The 17574-nt window shown below is 60.4% G+C and carries 16 protein-coding genes; 8 read left to right on the top strand and 8 right to left on the bottom strand.

From position 1 onward, the window contains the following. Window positions 1-4 precede the first annotated feature (4 nt). Together ACP7CJ_RS05210 and ACP7CJ_RS05205 are read right to left on the bottom strand one after the other, a co-directional pair. Complete coding sequence (locus ACP7CJ_RS05210; RefSeq protein WP_426099755.1) at window positions 5-1144, bottom strand: glycerate kinase; 1140 nt, start codon at window positions 1142-1144, stop codon at window positions 5-7. A gap of 91 nt (window positions 1145-1235) precedes the next feature. Then, window positions 1236-2342, bottom strand: a complete 1107-nt coding sequence (locus tag ACP7CJ_RS05205; RefSeq protein ID WP_426099754.1) for a sugar diacid recognition domain-containing protein — start codon at window positions 2340-2342, stop codon at window positions 1236-1238. A gap of 161 nt (window positions 2343-2503) precedes the next feature. On the opposite strand from ACP7CJ_RS05205, the gene ACP7CJ_RS05200 reads away from it, so the two are divergent. Further along, window positions 2504-3814, top strand: coding sequence for an MFS transporter (locus tag ACP7CJ_RS05200; RefSeq protein ID WP_426099753.1), 1311 nt, complete (start codon window positions 2504-2506; stop codon window positions 3812-3814). 48 nt (window positions 3815-3862) lie between these two features. Here the strand turns inward: ACP7CJ_RS05200 and ACP7CJ_RS05195 are convergent, their stop codons facing one another. Beyond that, window positions 3863-4567: an SDR family oxidoreductase gene (locus ACP7CJ_RS05195; RefSeq protein WP_276192915.1), complete on the bottom strand. Its 705-nt coding sequence runs from the start codon at window positions 4565-4567 to the stop codon at window positions 3863-3865. A 101-nt stretch (window positions 4568-4668) separates the two neighbouring features. Between ACP7CJ_RS05195 and ACP7CJ_RS05190 the strand changes: the two genes are divergently transcribed. The 3 genes from ACP7CJ_RS05190 (at window position 4669) to rarD (ending at window position 7703) form a co-directional block, all read left to right on the top strand. After that, window positions 4669-5571 carry a LysR family transcriptional regulator gene (locus ACP7CJ_RS05190; protein WP_276192914.1) on the top strand — a complete coding sequence of 301 codons (903 nt, stop codon included), beginning with the start codon at window positions 4669-4671 and terminating at the stop codon, window positions 5569-5571. Between the two features lie 82 nt (window positions 5572-5653). After that, window positions 5654-6664, top strand: a complete 1011-nt coding sequence (locus ACP7CJ_RS05185) for an aldo/keto reductase (protein ID WP_276192913.1) — start codon at window positions 5654-5656, stop codon at window positions 6662-6664. Between the two features lie 157 nt (window positions 6665-6821). Then, a complete protein-coding gene (gene rarD, locus ACP7CJ_RS05180) occupies window positions 6822-7703 on the top strand; it encodes an EamA family transporter RarD (protein ID WP_276192912.1) in 882 nt (293 codons plus the stop codon). Window positions 7704-7761: 58 nt separating this feature from the next. Here the strand turns inward: rarD and ACP7CJ_RS05175 are convergent, their stop codons facing one another. From ACP7CJ_RS05175 to ACP7CJ_RS05165, 3 genes are all read right to left on the bottom strand, one after another. Beyond that, window positions 7762-9015 (bottom strand): dermonecrotic toxin domain-containing protein, encoded by a 1254-nt coding sequence (locus tag ACP7CJ_RS05175; RefSeq protein ID WP_276192911.1) that lies wholly within the window; start codon window positions 9013-9015, stop codon window positions 7762-7764. A 129-nt stretch (window positions 9016-9144) separates the two neighbouring features. Next, the gene (gene hppD, locus ACP7CJ_RS05170; protein WP_247402030.1) at window positions 9145-10221 is read right to left on the bottom strand and encodes a 4-hydroxyphenylpyruvate dioxygenase; all 1077 of its coding nucleotides are present in this window, start codon (window positions 10219-10221) and stop codon (window positions 9145-9147) included. 245 nt (window positions 10222-10466) lie between these two features. Continuing rightward, window positions 10467-11390 (bottom strand): DMT family transporter, encoded by a 924-nt coding sequence (locus tag ACP7CJ_RS05165; protein ID WP_426099752.1) that lies wholly within the window; start codon window positions 11388-11390, stop codon window positions 10467-10469. 78 nt (window positions 11391-11468) lie between these two features. Between ACP7CJ_RS05165 and ACP7CJ_RS05160 the strand changes: the two genes are divergently transcribed. The 3 genes from ACP7CJ_RS05160 (at window position 11469) to ACP7CJ_RS05150 (ending at window position 14531) form a co-directional block, all read left to right on the top strand. After that, entirely contained in the window at window positions 11469-12383 is a 915-nt protein-coding gene (locus tag ACP7CJ_RS05160; RefSeq protein ID WP_276192907.1) for a LysR family transcriptional regulator, read from the top strand. A gap of 47 nt (window positions 12384-12430) precedes the next feature. Then, window positions 12431-13972, top strand: a complete 1542-nt coding sequence (locus ACP7CJ_RS05155; RefSeq protein ID WP_276192906.1) for an EAL domain-containing protein — start codon at window positions 12431-12433, stop codon at window positions 13970-13972. Between the two features lie 196 nt (window positions 13973-14168). After that, window positions 14169-14531 (top strand): histone-like nucleoid-structuring protein, MvaT/MvaU family, encoded by a 363-nt coding sequence (locus ACP7CJ_RS05150; RefSeq protein WP_247402038.1) that lies wholly within the window; start codon window positions 14169-14171, stop codon window positions 14529-14531. Window positions 14532-14644: 113 nt separating this feature from the next. On the opposite strand, the gene ACP7CJ_RS05145 is transcribed toward ACP7CJ_RS05150, so the two are convergent. Then, entirely contained in the window at window positions 14645-15181 is a 537-nt protein-coding gene (locus ACP7CJ_RS05145) for a DUF4946 domain-containing protein (protein ID WP_426099751.1), read from the bottom strand. Between the two features lie 197 nt (window positions 15182-15378). On the opposite strand from ACP7CJ_RS05145, the gene gloA reads away from it, so the two are divergent. Beyond that, window positions 15379-15900 (top strand): lactoylglutathione lyase, encoded by a 522-nt coding sequence (gene gloA / locus ACP7CJ_RS05140; protein WP_276192904.1) that lies wholly within the window; start codon window positions 15379-15381, stop codon window positions 15898-15900. Between the two features lie 74 nt (window positions 15901-15974). On the opposite strand, the gene ahpF is transcribed toward gloA, so the two are convergent. Beyond that, a complete protein-coding gene (ahpF, locus tag ACP7CJ_RS05135) occupies window positions 15975-17528 on the bottom strand; it encodes an alkyl hydroperoxide reductase subunit F (protein ID WP_276192903.1) in 1554 nt (517 codons plus the stop codon). Window positions 17529-17574: the final 46 nt, after the last annotated feature.

Below are 17574 nucleotides of genomic sequence, written 5' to 3'. Positions count from 1 at the left end.
TTTATCAGCACCCCGCTGCGATGCGCCACAGCCGCGCAATATCCACCGCTCTCTCGCGCAACAAGCGCGGCGCCTCGCTGCAGGCCTGCTCCAGGCTCATCGGCCCGGACGGCAAGGCGAAGGCCGCATCCACGCCGTGGGCGTACATCTGCTCGTAGCCTTCACCCAGCGTGCCGGCGATGACGATCACCGGGACATGGTGTCGCTGGGCGATGCGCGCCACGCCGAAAGGCGTTTTACCGCGCAGCGTCTGAGCGTCGAAACGGCCTTCGCCGGTGATCACCAGGTCGGCGCCGCGTACCGCTTCGTCGAGGCCGACCAGTTCGGCGACGACCTCCACCCCCGCACGGAACTGCGCACCGAGGAAGGCCTTGGCGGCGAACCCCAGGCCTCCGGCAGCGCCACTGCCTGGCTCGTCGCGCACGTCAGTGGGCAGGACCTTGGCGCAGTGGTCGGCAAAGTGGCCGAGGGCCGCGTCGAGTTGCTCGACCTGCTGCGCACTGGCGCCTTTTTGCGGGCCGAAAATCGCGGAGGCGCCATGGGGGCCGCACAGCGGGTTATTCACGTCGGCGGCGATTTCAAAGCGCACCTGGGCCAGGCGCGGGTCGAGGTGTTCCAGGCTGATCCGCGCCAGGCGCGCCAAGGCCAGGCCACCCGGTGCCAGGGCGTTATCCTCGGCATCGAACAACTGCACGCCGAGCGCCTGCATCGCACCTGCGCCGCCATCGTTGGTGGCACTGCCGCCAATCGCCAGGATGATGCGCCGGGCGCCGGCGTCCAGGGCCGCGCGGATCAGTTCGCCGGTGCCAAACGTAGTCGTGGAGCACGCGTCGCGCTGCCCCGGCGGGACCAATTGCAGACCGCTGGCCTCGGCCATTTCGATGAGTGCGGTGTGGCTATCGGCCAGCCAGCCCCAATGCGCATCCACTGTGGCGCCCAAGGGGCCTTTCACCGACTGGCGCCGCAGCTCGCCCTGGCAGGCGGCGAGCACCGACTCCACCGTGCCTTCACCGCCGTCCGCCATCGGGCATTGGACCAATTGCGCCTCCGGCCAGACCTGTGCCAAGCCTTCGGCAATGGCCTTGGCGACGCCTTCGGCACTCAGGCTGTCCTTGAACGAATCGGGGGCGATGATGATTTTCATGGGCTTTCTCCGGTTTTTATGACGCCCATGCTGCCAGTTGCCAGCGGCAATGACGCTGGTCCGATGCACAAGTACGAACCTGGCTTGTTGGTCATTCCGACAAAACCTGGGGCAGCAACTGGACGCCGAGGTACAGCGCGAGCATGCCATCCAGGGTCAACGGGTCGACCCCGCTGAGTTCGGCAATGCGCTCCATGCGGTAGCGCAGGCTGTTGCGGTGAATGCCCAGCGCATCGGCACACGCCTGGCTTTGCCCGTCGTGTTCGCACCAACTGCGCAAGGTGGCCTGCAGTTGGCCGTTGCCGTCCTTGGCCAGCACTTTACGCAGTGGGTTGAGCAATTCGTCCAGGGCGTCGTCGTTGCGATGCCGCCAGAGCATCACGGGCAGGCGATAGCGGTTGAGGGTCAGCAGGCGCGAGTGCGGAAGTACGTCACGACCGTAGGCCAGCAAGTCGCCCACACGCCGATAACAACGACGCAACCCCGCCAAACCATCGGCTTGCCCACCGACCGCCACCCGCAGGATATTCCAGCCCAGGCCCTGGAGCTTTTCCAGCAGGCGTGGATTGTCCACCTGTACCGCCGCCGGTCGGCACCACAGCAAGGAATACTGCGCGGAGCTGACGCACCAACTGTCTGGATAGCGCGACGTCAACCAGGCACTCAACGCCTCCGCCGTCTGCCCCGCACCCAACTCGAATAGATACGGCGTGCGCGCCATCTGCGGCTTGAGCCCCAGTTGCTGCGCCTCATCCACCAGACGCGGCGAGTCGCCGGTTTCGGCCAGCAGCAATGCCAGCAAATCGTCGCAGCGCTGGCGTCGCCATTGTTGCTCGGCTTGCTGATGACGGTGACTGACCAGCATTTCTGCCGTCATGCGCACCAGTTCGGCGTAAGTGCGCAGCCCCTCCGGTTCGCCGGTAATGCCGAGCACACCGATCAGGCGCTGGTCGTGCATCAGCGGCAGGTTGATGCCGGGTTGCACGCCCTTGAGGTGTTTGGCGGTCTGCCCGTCGATCTCCACCACCCGACCATTGGCCAACACCAGTTGCGCGCCTTCATGCCGCGTGTTGATGCGCTCCGGCTCGCCGCTACCAAGGATCAGGCCCTGGCTGTCCATGACGTTGACGTTATGCGGCAGGATCGCCATGGTGCGATCGACGATATCCTGCGCCAGGTCATGATCCAGCTCGAACATGGGGCTAATTTCCTTGAAAGCGAAGGTTGTTCATCGGCACAGCGCAAAGGATGCTTCACTGTGCGCGAGCACAAAGACAGCACCCCGCCAGGTGGCCGAGACTCATTGGGCGATCAACGTTACCCGCGCATCGCGAAAAATCATAATAAAGAGAGACTCCCATGTCACAGAGCGCCGCTGCCCCACTGGCCACCGATGACGATAAAAACGCCATCTACAAGCGCATTACCTTGCGCCTGATCCCCTTCATTTTCATCTGCTACCTGTTCAACTACCTTGACCGGGTAAACGTTGGCTTCGCCAAGTTGCAGATGCTCGATGCGCTGAAGTTCAGCGAAACCGTATACGGCCTGGGTGCCGGGATCTTCTTTATTGGCTACGTGCTGTGTGGCGTGCCGAGCAACCTGGCGTTGACCAAGTTCGGTCCGCGGCGCTGGATTGCCTTGATGATGATCGTCTGGGGCGCGCTGTCCACCTGCCTGCTGTTCGTCACCACGCCGACGCATTTCTATACATTGCGCCTATTTACCGGTGCCGCCGAAGCCGGTTTCTTCCCCGGTGTGGTGCTGTATCTCTCGCAGTGGTTCCCGACGTTCCGCCGCGGGCGGATCATGGCGTTGTTCATGTCGGCGATTCCGGTGTCCGGCCTGCTGGGCAGCCCGTTTTCCGGCTGGATTCTCAACCACTTCGGCACCGGCCAAGGCGGCCTCGCTGGCTGGCAGTGGATGTTCCTGTTGCAAGGCATTCCGACCGTTATTCTGGGCGCCCTCGCCTACTTCCTGCTCAGCGACAGCTTTGCCAACGCCAAGTGGCTCAAACCGCATGAGCGTGCGGTGCTGGAAGCCGACCACGCCACTGACTTGGCAAACAAGCCGAAAACCACCACCGACTCCCTCGCCGAAGTGTTCAAGAACCCGGCGATCTGGGCGTTCGGCCTGATCTACTTCTGCATCCAGAGCGGCGTCTACGCGATCAACTTCTGGCTGCCGTCGATCATCAAGAACCTGGGTTTCAGCGACAACCTGATGATCGGCTGGCTCAGCGCGATTCCCTACCTGCTGGCCGCCGTGTTCATGTTGCTGGTGGGCCGCTCGGCTGACTTGCGCAAGGAGCGGCGCTGGCATTTGGTGGTGCCGATGTTGATGGGCGCTCTGGGCCTGGTGATCGCGGTGAATTTCGCCACCACCCCGGCTATCGCGATTCTCGGCCTGACCATCGCCACCATGGGCGCCCTCACCGGCCTGCCGATGTTCTGGCCGGTGCCCACCGCGATGCTCAGTGCGGGCGCGGCGGCAGGTGGCCTGGCGTTGATCAACTCGATGGGCCAGATGGCTGGCTTCCTCAGCCCGTATATCGTCGGTTTTGTGAAAGATGCCACCGGGTCCACGGATAGTGCGCTGTACCTACTGGCGGCGGTGATCGTCGCCGGCAGTGTGTTGGCATTGCGTATGACCCGGACCCTCAAGGTCTGACACGGGCGTACAGGTGGGGCAAGCCTGCTCCCACCTGTCATGCGGTGTTTACAACAGCCCGCCGCCGTTGATATCAATCACGGCGCCGGTCATAAAGCCATTCTCCATGGCCAATACATACCCCTCCGCCACTTCGTCGGCCTGCCCGACGCGCCCTACCGGCAATGTGCCCCCCACGCTGGCAAACATCGCCAGGCGCTGCGCTTCGTCCAACCCGGCATACGCCGGCGTGTCGATCACGCCAGGGCAGATCACATTGACCCGACGCGGTGCCAACTCCTTGGCCAATTGCTTGCCCAGGGCTTCAGTCGCGGCATTGATGCCGGTCTTGATGAACTGGCCGGGCGCAAATTTGCGGCCGAGTTGGCCGGAAGTCAGGCTGATGCTGCCGTGCTCGTCGAGGAACGGCAGCGCCCGTTGGATCGCGCGCAATGAACCCCAGAGTTTGACGTTGAAATTGTCTTGGGCTTCGTCCAGGTCGGTGTCGATCAGGTTTTTGGCGCGCACTGACGGGCCGGCGGTATAGACCAGATGATCAAAGCGCCCCACGGCGTCGAACAGGCGTTGCAGGGAGGCGCTGTCGGTGACGTCCACCGGTTCGCTGCGCACGCCGTTCTCGACGCCGGAGGACACACGCCGTCCGGCCAGCACCACCTGTGCGCCATGCGCGGCTGCCGCCTTGGCCACCGCTGCGCCAATGCCGCTGCTGCCGCCGATAACGACGACAGTTTTGCCGCTGAGAGAATGGGTCATGAAGAAATGTCCTGCGTCAGAAAGTGAAGGTTCATCTTCCCAGCTTGGCAATCGGCGAAAAATCCCGGTAAAACGACAAGATATTTAAAGGATTTTTACAAATGAGCTCGATTCTCGACCTGGAAATCTTCGTGCGCACCGCCGACACCGGCAGCCTGTCGGCGGCCGCGCGCAGCCTCAGCCTCACGCCAGCCGCCGCGAGTATTGCGCTCAAACGCCTGGAAACCCGCCTGGGCATACGGCTGCTGGCGCGCTCCACCCGCAACATGCGCCTGACCGAGGAAGGCCGGCGCTACCTGGACAGTGTGCGCGTGGCGCTGGAAGCCTTGTCTGAGGGTGAGCAGGCGATCAAGCAACACGGCCAAAGCCTGAGTGGTTGGCTGCAATTGGCTGCGCCTTCGGATTTCGGGCGCAACGTGCTGTTGGGCTGGCTGGATGAATTCAAGCTGGAACACCCGAACATCCGCGTTCAGTTGTTGCTTAACGACAGTAACGCCGACCTGTTCCGCGAAACCGTCGACATCGCCCTGCGCTTCGGCGTACCCCGCGACTCCAGCCTGGTGGCGTTGCCGGTGGTGCCAGGCCACCGGCGCATCGCCTGCGCCAGCCCCGCCTATCTGGCGCGCCATGGCGCACCGAGCACGCCGGCACAGCTGACGCAACACAACACGCTGCGCTACATGCGCCAGGGACGGGCCAACAACACCTGGTACTTCCGCCAAGGCGCCGAGCTGCAGGAGGTCGACGTGACGGGCGACTATTTGAGCGACGACGGGGAAATCGTGCGGCGCTGGGCATTGGCCGGGCATGGCATTGCCTATAAAGCCAACCTGGATATCGCCAGCGACATCCAGGCCGGACGCCTGGTGCCGCTGTTGACCGACTGGCAGGGCGAACCCACACCCTTCAACCTGATGTGCCCGCATCGCCTGCAAGTGTCGGAACGGGTGAAAGTGCTGCATCGCTTCCTCCAGGCACGTTGCCAGAGGCTGCTGAGCACATGAAGAAACACGCCCGGGGGCTTGTTCCAGAGCCTGCGAGTCTGGTATTGCATGGCACACGTTTTCCTGCCTTGAGGAGCTTTCCATGATTTACCGCACATTGGGCCAGTCCGGTTTGAAGGTCAGTGCCTTGACCTTGGGCACCATGATGTTTGGCGAACAGACCAACGCCGAAGACTCGCTGCGCATCATCGACAAGGCCTGGGACCAGGGCATCAACTTCATCGACACCGCCGACGTTTATACCGGCGGACGCTCGGAAGAGCTGGTCGGTGAAGCCATCGCCCGTCAGCGCCAGGACTGGGTGGTGGCGTCCAAGGTCGGCTTTGGCCCGCCGGACGGTTTGCCCAACCGCAGCGGTTTGAGCCGCAAGCGTATTTTCAACGCGCTGGAAGCCAGCCTTACCCGTCTCGACACGGATTACCTGGACATCTACTACCTGCACCGCGAAGACCACAACACCCCGCTGGAGGTCACCGTGTCGGCGATCGGCGACCTGATTCGCCAGGGCAAGATCCGTTACTGGGGCCTGTCCAACTACCGTGGCTGGCGCATTGCCGAAGTGATTCGCGTGGCCGAGCGCCTGGGCGTGGACAAACCGGTGATCAGCCAGCCGCTGTACAACATCGTCAATCGCCAGGCCGAGGTCGAGCAAATCACTGCCGCAGCCGCCTATGGCTTGGGCGTGGTGCCCTACAGCCCGCTGGCCCGTGGCGTGCTCAGCGGTAAATACGCACCCGATGTGACACCCGAGGCCGGCAGCCGTGCCGCACGCCAGGACAAGCGCATTCTGGAAACCGAATGGCGGGTGGAGTCGCTGCGCATTGCCCAGCAGATCCAGCAATATGCCCAAGGGCGTGGCGTGGGGATTGTCGAGTTCGCAATCGCCTGGGTACTGAACAACGCGGCCGTCAGCTCTGCGATTGTCGGGCCACGTACCGAGGCGCAGTGGGATGCCTACACCGGCGCGCTGGATGTGAAGCTCACGGCTGAGGATGAGGCATTTATTGACTCGCTGGTGACGCCAGGGCACTCGTCCACTCCCGGCTTCAATGATGTCGGCCATTTTGTCTCCGGCCGCATGTCGCTTACGTAACCCCCGGAAGATCGCGGCTCACTGCCCTCCCGCCGGGGGCAGTGAAAAATACCTGCATGAAACGCCCCAAAACAGAGCGCCGCTCTCACGCTAAAAGCACTATATTCCCCTGCTGAAATCCCCCTCTTTTGTATCCAACGGTTTTCGCGAGGACAGCGTGTCTAAAGGTGTTGTGTTATCGGTCTTGGCCTCGGTGCTGTTTGCCGTGATGTATTACTTCACGTCGCTGCTGACCCCCTTGAGTGGCCTGGAGATTTTCGGCTGGCGCATGTTACTCACCATGCCGTGCATGACGGTGTTCATGCTCGTCAGCGGCGAATGGCGACGGGCATGGGACGTGCTGCGGATGCTGGCGGCCAGGCCGCGACTGATTGGCGGCATCGTGGTGTCCTCGGCGCTGCTCGGCGCGCAATTGTGGTTGTTCATGTGGGCGCCGCTGAATGGGCGCAGCCTGGATGTGTCGCTGGGCTATTTCCTGCTGCCGCTGACCATGGTGCTGACCGGACGCCTGGTGTATGGCGAACGCCTGTCGCGGCTGCAACAGATCGCTGTCTTGTTTGCTGCCCTTGGGGTACTTAACGAGCTGTATCAGGCCGGTGGTTTTTCCTGGGCCACGCTGGTGGTGATCATCGGCTACCCGGTGTATTTCGTGGTGCGTAAATACCTGACCACCGACCATTTGGGCGGGCTGTGGCTGGACATGGCGCTGATGCTGCCGGTGGCGTGGTGGTTTGTGCAGAGCGGTGAACAGGGCTTTGTGGTGATGGAGGCCCACCCGAAGTTGTACGCATTGATTCCGATGCTGGGCGTCATCAGTGCCTCGGCGCTGGTGAGCTATATCATTGCCAGCCGTTTATTGGCATTCAGCCTGTTCGGGCTACTCAGTTATGTGGAGCCGGTCTTGTTGCTGGGGGTGGCGTTGTTGTTGGGGGAAGGTATCAAGGCGGGCGAATGGTTGACGTATATCCCGATCTGGCTGGCGGTGATGGTACTGGTGTACGAGGGCTTCAAGCACCTGGTGCGTCAGCGCAGGCCATGAGTGAACGAGCGGATGTCGGTGGTGGGGGCATCCATTCCCTCCGAGGCTATGTGGCGACTTAACCGATTCGCACCTGAGCCGTTGGTTGCTCAGGCGTGCCGAACTGCTTTTCCAGTAAGTCGGCCACGGTATTCAGTTGCTCCCTCCTTTTGCCGTAAATCGGGATGCTGCTCTGCACCTCATTGCCTATATCTTCCAAGGCGGCATCCATCACTTCTTTCTTAACGCCAAACAGATTGCCAAGCCGATTGTTTTGGTTCAGCTCAAGCAATGTCCCCGTGACCGGGTTCTTCGCGATTTTCTCGACCGAGTAAGCCACGTCTTCAGGAACGCCCAACTCTTTCAGCGCCGTCCCCAGGCCATGGCCAGGGTTTCTGAGCTGTTTGAGGAACTCATCGTAGAGCCCACTTCGATTATTGGCGCCCACATTGTCCAGGGCAACATTGCGCAGATTCGCGTTGTATCTCTCACGCGTCATCTTTACGAGCGGCTCGTTATTGTTCAGCCCGTTACGCACCAAGTACTGTCCGTCTGCGGCACCGCCATGCAGGTTGCCGTAAGCATCATAATTGTAAAGCACCTTATTTCCATCCGCGCGCGTCCCGACGTAGGTGGCCTTGCCGTCCGGCGACAGGTTGTAGAGCTGCGTATTGGTTAAGCCATTGACGGGCACCGGCGGGGTGCTGGCGTCTTTGTGCAGGCGCGTAAAGATGTCCCCCTTCTCATGCGCATAACTGCCGACCACCGTATCGGGATCGCCGGCGGCAAATTTTTCCAGCACCTGCTTGACCCGTTCCACTTGCTTTGGCGCCGCGTCACTGGCGAAGTGTGCGGCAAACGTGTCCCGCGCCTTTGGATCGCTGAGCGACGCCTTGAGCCAGGCAGTCATTTGCTCAGGGGTATTGAATGCGTGAAACGATTGGCCTTCTTTCTCCGGCAAATACATCAAAAAGTTCGGACCTTCGGCGGTCGCCGGCGTGCGCTTGACCATTACGAGGTCGTTGGATTGCGCGCCATCGACGGCGAAGGTAGACACCTGCACCCCAGGCGCTCCCGGCTTGTCGGGCCTGACGGCGGCATAAGCCAGCGCGCGCCCCCCGGTGCTCAGCGAACCGTTCTGGAACTCTGACTGCACACGGTCCATGTAGGTTTGAAACGCCAGGTCGACTGGGTCCGAGTCGCTGACCGAGCGGGTGCTGCGAGTGGACGCGACGGGCTGACTGTGCGTGTAAGGCGTAGACGTCTGTGGGTTTGCATAGGACGTATTGATCATAAAGAGGATCTCTGCGGCATGAACACTGAAGTACGGCATCCCTGCATCAAGGGGCAGGCTGTTTCCTGCAGTCCTGTCATCTTTGTGGGCGCTGGTCGAGATACGGTTCCGCACAAAAAAAGCCCGGCAGAGGCGACCTCTACCGGGCTTGTGGTGACGACAACGTGATCAGTCGGCGGTCAATACACCGCGACGCACCTGGTCACGCTCGATGGACTCAAACAGTGCCTTGAAGTTGCCCTCGCCAAAGCCATCATCGCCCTTGCGCTGGATGAACTCGAAGAACACCGGGCCCATCAGGGTTTCCGAGAAGATCTGCAACAGCAGGCGTTTGTCGCCTTCAATGGACGAGCCGTCGAGCAGGATGCCGCGCGCTTGCAACTGGTCCACCGGCTCGCCATGGTTCGGCAGGCGGCCTTCGAGCATTTCATAGTAGGTATCCGGCGGCGCAGTCATGAAGCGCATGCCGATTTTCTTCAACGCGTCCCAAGTCTTGACCAGGTCGTCGGTGAGGAACGCCACGTGCTGGATACCTTCACCGTTGAACTGCATCAGGAACTCTTCGATCTGCCCGGCGCCCTTGGACGACTCTTCGTTGAGCGGGATGCGGATCATGCCGTCCGGAGCGCTCATGGCCTTGGAGGTCAGGCCGGTGTACTCGCCCTTGATATCGAAATAACGCGCTTCACGGAAGTTGAACAGCTTCTCGTAGAAGTTGGCCCAGTAGGCCATGCGCCCGCGATACACGTTGTGGGTCAGGTGATCGATGACCTTGAGGCCGGCGCCGACCGGGTTGCGCTCCACGCCTTCGAGGTAGACGAAATCGATGTCGTAGAGCGAGCTGCCTTCGCCGAAGCGGTCGATCAGGTACAGCGGCGCACCGCCGATGCCTTTGATCGCCGGCAGGTTCAGCTCCATCGGCCCGGTTTCGATATGGATCGGCTGGGCGCCCAGTTCCAGGGCGCGGTTGTAGGCCTTTTGCGAATCCTTCACGCGAAACGCCATACCGCACACCGATGGGCCGTGCTCGGCCGCAAAGTAGGAGGCGATGCTGTTGGGCTCGTTGTTGAGAATCAGGTTGATCTCACCCTGGCGATACAAGTCAACGTTCTTGGAGCGGTGGGTCGCGACTTTGCTGAAGCCCATGATCTCGAAGATCGGCTCCAGGGTGCCGGGTGTGGGCGATGCGAACTCGATGAATTCAAAGCCCATCAGGCCCATTGGGTTTTCGTATTGGTCAGCCATGTTCGGCGCCTCTTCATTCTTGTGATGAACGGATGTCAATTGCCAGCAAGGATGAAGCAGGAGGGAGGCGCACACGAGAGACCTCGCACGCTACGGGCGAGGAAGTCACCAAAGATCAGGGGGGAGCCGAGTAGCTTCATGGTTACATCAGTCTCTGACGGCTGAGGCTTGCGTGAGCGCAAGTCCATATTCTTGTATGCGTAAACCGATTCTACACAGCGTAACAGTATTTGTCCGCCCTCTTATCAAATCCCCATTGGCCTGGCCGCAGCAAGGGGTTTGTTGCACAGGTAGATGCCAAGCAGGATCACCGCGCCGCCCAACAACATGGGTGGGGTCAGTTGCTCATCCAGCAACACCGCGCCGCAAATGACCGCGGTCAGCGGATTCAGGGCGATAAACACACCGGCGCGGGTCGCGCCGATTCGGCGAATACCGTCATACCAGCCGATATAGGCCACCGCCGAGCCCACCACCCCGAGATACAACAGGCCGAGCAGTTGCGGCAGATGGACGGCGGCCAGCGCATTCAGAGTGATCCCGCCACTGATGAGGGTGGTGATCATCAGCATCCCCGTGCCCAGCAGAATCGACCAGGTAACCGTTTGCAAGGGGCCCAGGCGTTGGTTGAGCTCACGCGAACACAACGAGTACACGCCCCACCCCACCACGCAGCCGAAGATCAGCAAATCGCCGCGCCAGGCGTTGTCTACCGCCTGCAACAGTTGGGGGTTGCGACTGACAATCACCGTGCCCGCGCCGGCCAGGCACAAGGCAATCCCCAGCCACCTGGCTGCACCCAGGCGCTCCTTGAACAGCAACCATGAAGCCACGCCGATCACCGCGGGGTTCAAGGCGACAATCAAGGAGGCTCGCGATGCATTGATGTAATGCAGGCCGTAAAAGAAACACAGGTTGTAGAAAAAGATGCCGAAAAAACCCAGCACGGCCAGACGCACGAACTGCCTGGCGTCTGGGCGGCTCAGGCGCACGCGTGCGCAGGCCATAAAGGCCAATAGCGCAACACTCGCCAATAGAAAACGCAGTGTCGCTGCCAGCAGCGGCTCTAGGTCGGTGGCCAGATAGCGGCCGGCCACGAAAGTCCCGCCCCAGATCATGGTCACAGCGGCGAGCTTCAGGTAGGTCGAGTGGTCCGGAGAAGAGGTCATCGGTGGGTTGCTCTGTGGCTTGCGGGATTGGCGTATCCTCCAGCTAATGATCAATCATCGTAAAATGAGTAAATACTCATGACACTCACGCAATTGGAAATATTCTCCCGGGTCGCAGAACTGCAGGGGTTCACCAGCGCGGCCCATCGCCTGGGGATCAGCCAGTCCGCTGTGTCCCACGCCATCAAAGCCCTGGAGCAAGAGCTGGGCGTCGAGCTATTTCGACGCCATCAGTCCCAAGTTGAACTCAGCGACATCGGCCGGCAACTGCTGATGCGCGCCCGCACACTGCTCGGCGTGGCCGACACCTTGCAGCAGGAAGCCTGCGACGCGCGCGGGATGAAGCGCGGCACCCTGCGCATCGGCTCTTTCGGCCCCACCTCATCCAATCGCCTGCTGCCGCGCATTCTAAAGCGCTACCGGATGCAGTATCCGGGCATTGAAGTGCATGTCGACGAAGGCCCGGATCGCCAGGTGATCCAATGGCTGGATGAGCGGCGTATCGATGTAGGGTTTGTAGTGTTGGAGCACGAACGATTCGATACGTTTGCGCTGTTCAAAGACCAGATGGTCGCCCTTTTGCCCGCAGCCCACCCCTTGGCCGAACGCTCATGCGTGGCGTTGAAGGCGCTGTGCGCTGACCCGTTCATCCTCACTGAAGCCGGTTCGCTGGAGCTGGTCTCGCGACTGTTCGACACGGCTCGGCTGAGCCCGAAGGTGCGATATCGCTGCTCGCAACTGCTCAGCACCCTGGAGGCGGTGAGCCGTGGTGACGGCGTCAGCGTGGTGGCCCAGGCGTCGTTGCCCGAAACGCCGGATGCGCGCTACACCGTGCGTCCGCTGTCTCCGCCGGTCAGCCGCGAAATTGGCCTGGCGGTGCTGGATCAACGCCAGTCGACGCCTGCGACCCTGGCCTTCATTCGCGTAGCGCAGAGCGTAGATTTCTCAGCTGCGGCGAGCTTAATCGGGCCCGGCCATCTATCATCGAGTTAATCGTGTGCCGCCCGGCACGCCCCATCCCACGACAGACCGTCCGCCCCATGCCCCTGACCGTCAACGCCCCGAGAAAGCGCGCCACGCGCTATCTGATTACCGCGCTCAGCGCACTGCTACCGATCGGGGTGGGCGTGGTCATCCTGCATTGGCAAGCTGAACACACCCTGCAACAAAGTACCGCGCAGACGGCCCAGGAGGCGGTGCGCCAGTTCGACCTGATGCTCGACAACACCGCCCTCGCCGCCCAGGCGTTACTGCCGCTGGCCGGTCAGCCGTGTAACAACGGGGTAAAACTGGCACTGCGTGAACAGGTCACGCGCCGGCCATTTGTAAGGGCGACCACCTTGTCCTGGCAGGAAAACATCTATTGCAGCTCCCTGTTCGGCGGTGGTTACGAATCACCGGTCAACCCGGAAGATTATGTCAATGGGCGCTTATGGTTGATGAATGGCAATCCGGTCACACCGGATACCGCGCTGTTGGTATACCGCCTGGTCGACGGCGATAAAGGCGCATTTGCATCGATTGACGGCTATCACCTGAGCAACGCCCTGCGCCTGATCAGCCACAACGCAGAGCTCGTCCTACAGGTCGGGCCTCACTGGATGAGCGCTGACGGCAAGGTGCGCGACAGTGCGCTGCCGGTGTTTGCCGTGGCCCACCACCACCTGGCGTCCACGCGTTATGGCTACAGCGTCGACGCCGGCATGCCGGCCGGGGAAGTCTGGCGCTATCTGCAGGATCGTTACCCGGCGCTGTTCATCCTGGTGGGATTCTTTGGCGCACTGGCGGGTGCGTCGGCTCATTGGTTGCAAAAACGCTCGTCAGCCCCGACCCACGAACTGCACCGGGCCTTGGGTGCCAATGAGTTCATCGCCTATTTCCAGCCGGTGGTACGCGGCGATACGCGCGAGTGGGCTGGCTGCGAAGTCCTGATGCGCTGGAACCACCCCAAGGAAGGCCTGGTGCGGCCGGACCTGTTTATTCCACTGGCTGAGGACTGTGGCCTGATCGTGCCCATGACTCGCGCGCTGCTGCGCCAGACGGCGGCGCAATTGGCGCCGCATGCCGAGCGTTTCGCCCGCGGTTTCCATATCGGCGTGAATATCACCGCCCGTCATTGTCAGGACCTGGCCTTGGTGGAGGACTGCCGGGAGTTTCTCGCTGCCTTCACGCCTGGCCAGGTGATCCTGGTGCTGGAGTTGACCGAACGCGAACTGATCAAGCCTACCGACATCACCCGCCGCCTGTTCGATGCGCTGCACGAACTGGGGGTGATGATTGCAATCGATGACTTCGGCACCGGTCACTCCAGCCTGACCTACTTGCGTAACTTCAATGTCGACTACTTAAAGATCGACCAGAGCTTTGTCGCCATGATCGGTGTAGATGCACTCTCGCGGCATATTCTGGACAGCATCATAGAGCTCTCCGGCAAGCTCGACTTGGGCATCGTTGCCGAAGGCGTGGAAACAATCGAGCAATGTGAATACCTGGCAGCACAAGGCGTAGATTTCCTGCAGGGTTACCTGTTCGGGCGCCCGCTACCCTGCGATGAGTTCATTAAATCTCTGACCAGCCATTGAATAGCCATCTACCGCGCCGATGAAAGAGTGTTAATTAGCTAAAGACATGATTTACTCGTGGCGGATTAACTACTACAATTTTTCATACCTGTGCAGAACTCGCAGGAAGGCCTCTTTCTCGAGTCGCCTTACCGCTCTTGGCTTATAGCGTTATCTGCAGTTGATATCAGCCAAATACACTATTGGAGTAAATATTTTGTCCAGACTCGCCGAATTTCGCGCAGCAGAAAAAGCCCTTCAAGAGCAGCTTGCCCAGCTGGAATCCCTGAAGAACGACGCTGGCCTGAAGAAAGAAATCGAATTCGAAGAAAAACTGCAAGCGTTGATGAAGAGCTACGGCAAGGGCCTGCGCGACATCATTTCCATCCTTGATCCTAACCCAGGCAAGGCCGCAGCGAGCGCGACCGCACCAAAACAGCGCCGCGCGCGCGTGGTCAAGGTTTACCACAACCCGCACACCGGCGAACTGATCGAGACTAAAGGCGGCAACCACCGCGGCCTGAAAGCCTGGAAAGAACAGTATGGCGCCGCCACTGTAGATTCCTGGCTTCGCAGCTGATCGAAAAGGCATTTACAAAGAGCCCCGCAATAGCGGGGCTTTTTTGTTTAACGGTTCGAATGCGAACTTAAATAACATTTCACTTCGTTCAAAAATGTTGGGGACAGCGCCTTTCAAAGTTTCAGACTGTCGCGCACCGAACGGACTTCATCCTTGCTCGCTTCGTATGCTTGCGCCTGGCCCGCGTATGAAAAAACAAAGGCTTTATCGGTATCAACAGCGCCAACCAATGTTTGCGAGAGTACGTGCCGGCCGTTCTCGGTAATCACGCAAGTAGTTTCCAGCGCTTCAAGACGGCTCAATGTTGTAGGACGCATCTTGCTGCACACACTTTGATAGCCGCCCTGGGCAAAATCTTTCTGGATGGACTTGCGCATTTCCAGTAACACGCCCTCAAGATTGACCGCATGCCCGGCCTCGATCGGGGTACCCGTCAACTCCATGACCATCACTGTCGCGCCATTTTCATCATTCTTTATTGCCCGCTGCCGAGACACGTTTTGAGTGCTGGCTGGCGCCTCTTTATCAGTGACCACTTCTTCGATTTGCCAGCCACTGGGCCAGAGGACTTCCGGTTCGGCCGCCAGCACCAAGGGGCTACTCAACAGCAAACACAACGCGTTCAACAGCGGTGTACGACATTCGATCATTGCAAAAACACCCCAGGTTCAAGCGCCAAAGTTTGCGGCCCAGCCCCTGCGGGTCGCAAGGCCTGCGTGACCTTTTTCATTTGGCGCAGTGGGCGGGCCTTGCGTATCATGGCCCAGCTGCACGAATGCTTGCCGCAAGCCAAGGGAACGCACCTCTCATCTCAAACCGCGTTTGCCCCATTTTTTCTGGAGGGTCCATGAGCCTGCACGATCTGAACACTTTCCCGGGCGTCACCGCCCAACCTGACACCGCCACCTCGAACTTCGTGTTCAATCACACCATGTTGCGGGTCAAGGACATCACCAAGTCCCTGGATTTCTACACCCGTGTCCTGGGTTTCTCGCTGGTAGAAAAACGCGACTTCCCGGAAGCGGAATTCAGCCTGTACTTCCTGGCGCTGGTGGACAAGGCCCAGATTCCGGCGGACGCCGCCGAGCGTACCCAGTGGATGAAATCGATCCCAGGCATCCTGGAACTGACCCACAACCACGGCACCGAAAACGACGCCGACTTCGCCTATCACAATGGCAACACCGACCCACGTGGCTTTGGCCATATCTGTATTTCGGTGCCGGATATCGTGGCTGCGTGCGAGCGTTTCGAGGCCCTGGGTTGCGACTTCCAGAAGCGCCTGAACGATGGCCGCATGAAGAGCCTGGCGTTCATCAAGGACCCGGACGCTTACTGGGTTGAGATCATTCAGCCAGCGCCACTGTAAACATCCCACGCCATAAAAAACCCCATGTTTACACATGGGGTTTTTCATTTCCGGGCCGGATTTTATGCTGGCGCCTAGCTACGGATCAGGTGATCAAAAGCACTCAGGGACGCCTTGGCGCCCTCGCCCACCGCAATCACGATCTGCTTGTACGGCACAGTGGTCACGTCACCGGCAGCGAAGATGCCTGGCAGTGAGGTTTCGCCACGTGCGTCGACAATGATCTCGCCACGGGGCGACAGTTCGACCGTGCCTTTGAGCCAGTCGGTGTTCGGCAACAAACCGATCTGCACAAAGATGCCTTCCAGGTCGATGGTCGTGAACTCGCCGTTGTCGCGATTCTTGTACACCAGACCAGTGACTTTCTGGCCATCGCCTTTAACCTCACTGGTCAGCGCGCTGGTGATCACGTCGACGTTCGGCAGGCTGAACAGCTTGCGCTGCAACACAGCGTCGGCGCGCAGCTTGCTGTCGAACTCAAGCAAGGTGACGTGGCTGACGATACCGGCCAGGTCGATGGCCGCTTCAACGCCGGAGTTACCGCCGCCGATCACCGCCACGCGCTTGCCCTTGAACAGTGGGCCGTCGCAGTGCGGGCAGAAGCACACGCCCTTGGCTTTGTATTCCTGCTCACCCGGCACACCCATTTCACGCCAGCGGGCGCCGGTGGCCAGGATCACGGTCTTCGACTTAAGCGTCGCACCGCTTTCAAAGCGAATTTCGTGCAAGTCACCGGCATTCTTCGCCGGCACCAGGCTACTGGCACGCTGCAGGTTCATGATGTCCACGTCATACTGACGCACATGGGCTTCAAGCGCGCTGACCAGCTTCGGCCCTTCGGTTTCCTGCACCGAGATAAAGTTCTCGATGGACATGGTGTCCAGCACCTGGCCGCCAAAACGCTCCGCCGCGACACCGGTACGGATACCTTTGCGCGCAGCATAAATAGCCGCCGCCGAACCGGCCGGGCCACCGCCGACCACCAGCACATCGAATGCCGCCTTGGCACTGATCTTCTCGGCGGCTTTTTCGATGCCGCTGGTGTCGAGCTTGGCGAGGATTTCTTCCAGGCCCATGCGGCCCTGGCCGAAGTTCACCCCGTTGAGGTAGACGCTTGGTACAGCCATGACCTGACGCTCATCGACTTCGGCCTGGAACAGCGCGCCGTCGATGGCCACATGATGGATGTTCGGGTTCAGCACGGCCATCAGGTTCAGCGCCTGGACCACGTCCGGGCAGTTCTGGCAGGACAGCGAGAAGTACGTCTCGAAGCTGAACTCGCCTTTGAGGGCGCTAATCTGTTCAATCACTTCGACACTGGCCTTCGACGGGTGGCCACCGACTTGCAGCAGGGCCAACACCAGCGAAGTGAATTCATGGCCCATGGGGATGCCGGCAAAACGCAGGCTGATATCGGCACCCGGGCGGTTGATGGAGAACGAGGGCTTGCGCGCATCGTCACCATCGGTTTTCAGGGTAATCAGCGTGGTGAGGCTGCTTACGTCCTGCAAAAGAGCCAGCATTTCCTGGGACTTCGCGCCGTCATCGAGGGAGGCGACGATCTCGATCGGCTGGGTGACCCGTTCCAGGTATGACTTCAACTGAGCTTTAAGATTGGCGTCCAACATACGGGCGATTCCTTTTGATTCGGTAAAAAAAACGCCCGAGCGAATC

The organism is Pseudomonas sp. PSPC3-2, from assembly GCF_049897085.1.
In the GTDB taxonomy this organism is placed as follows: Bacteria; Pseudomonadota; Gammaproteobacteria; order Pseudomonadales; family Pseudomonadaceae; genus Aquipseudomonas; species Aquipseudomonas paraveronii.
The sequence above is the reverse complement of the archived record's forward strand: the minus strand, read 5'-3'. Positions and strand labels throughout refer to the sequence as shown.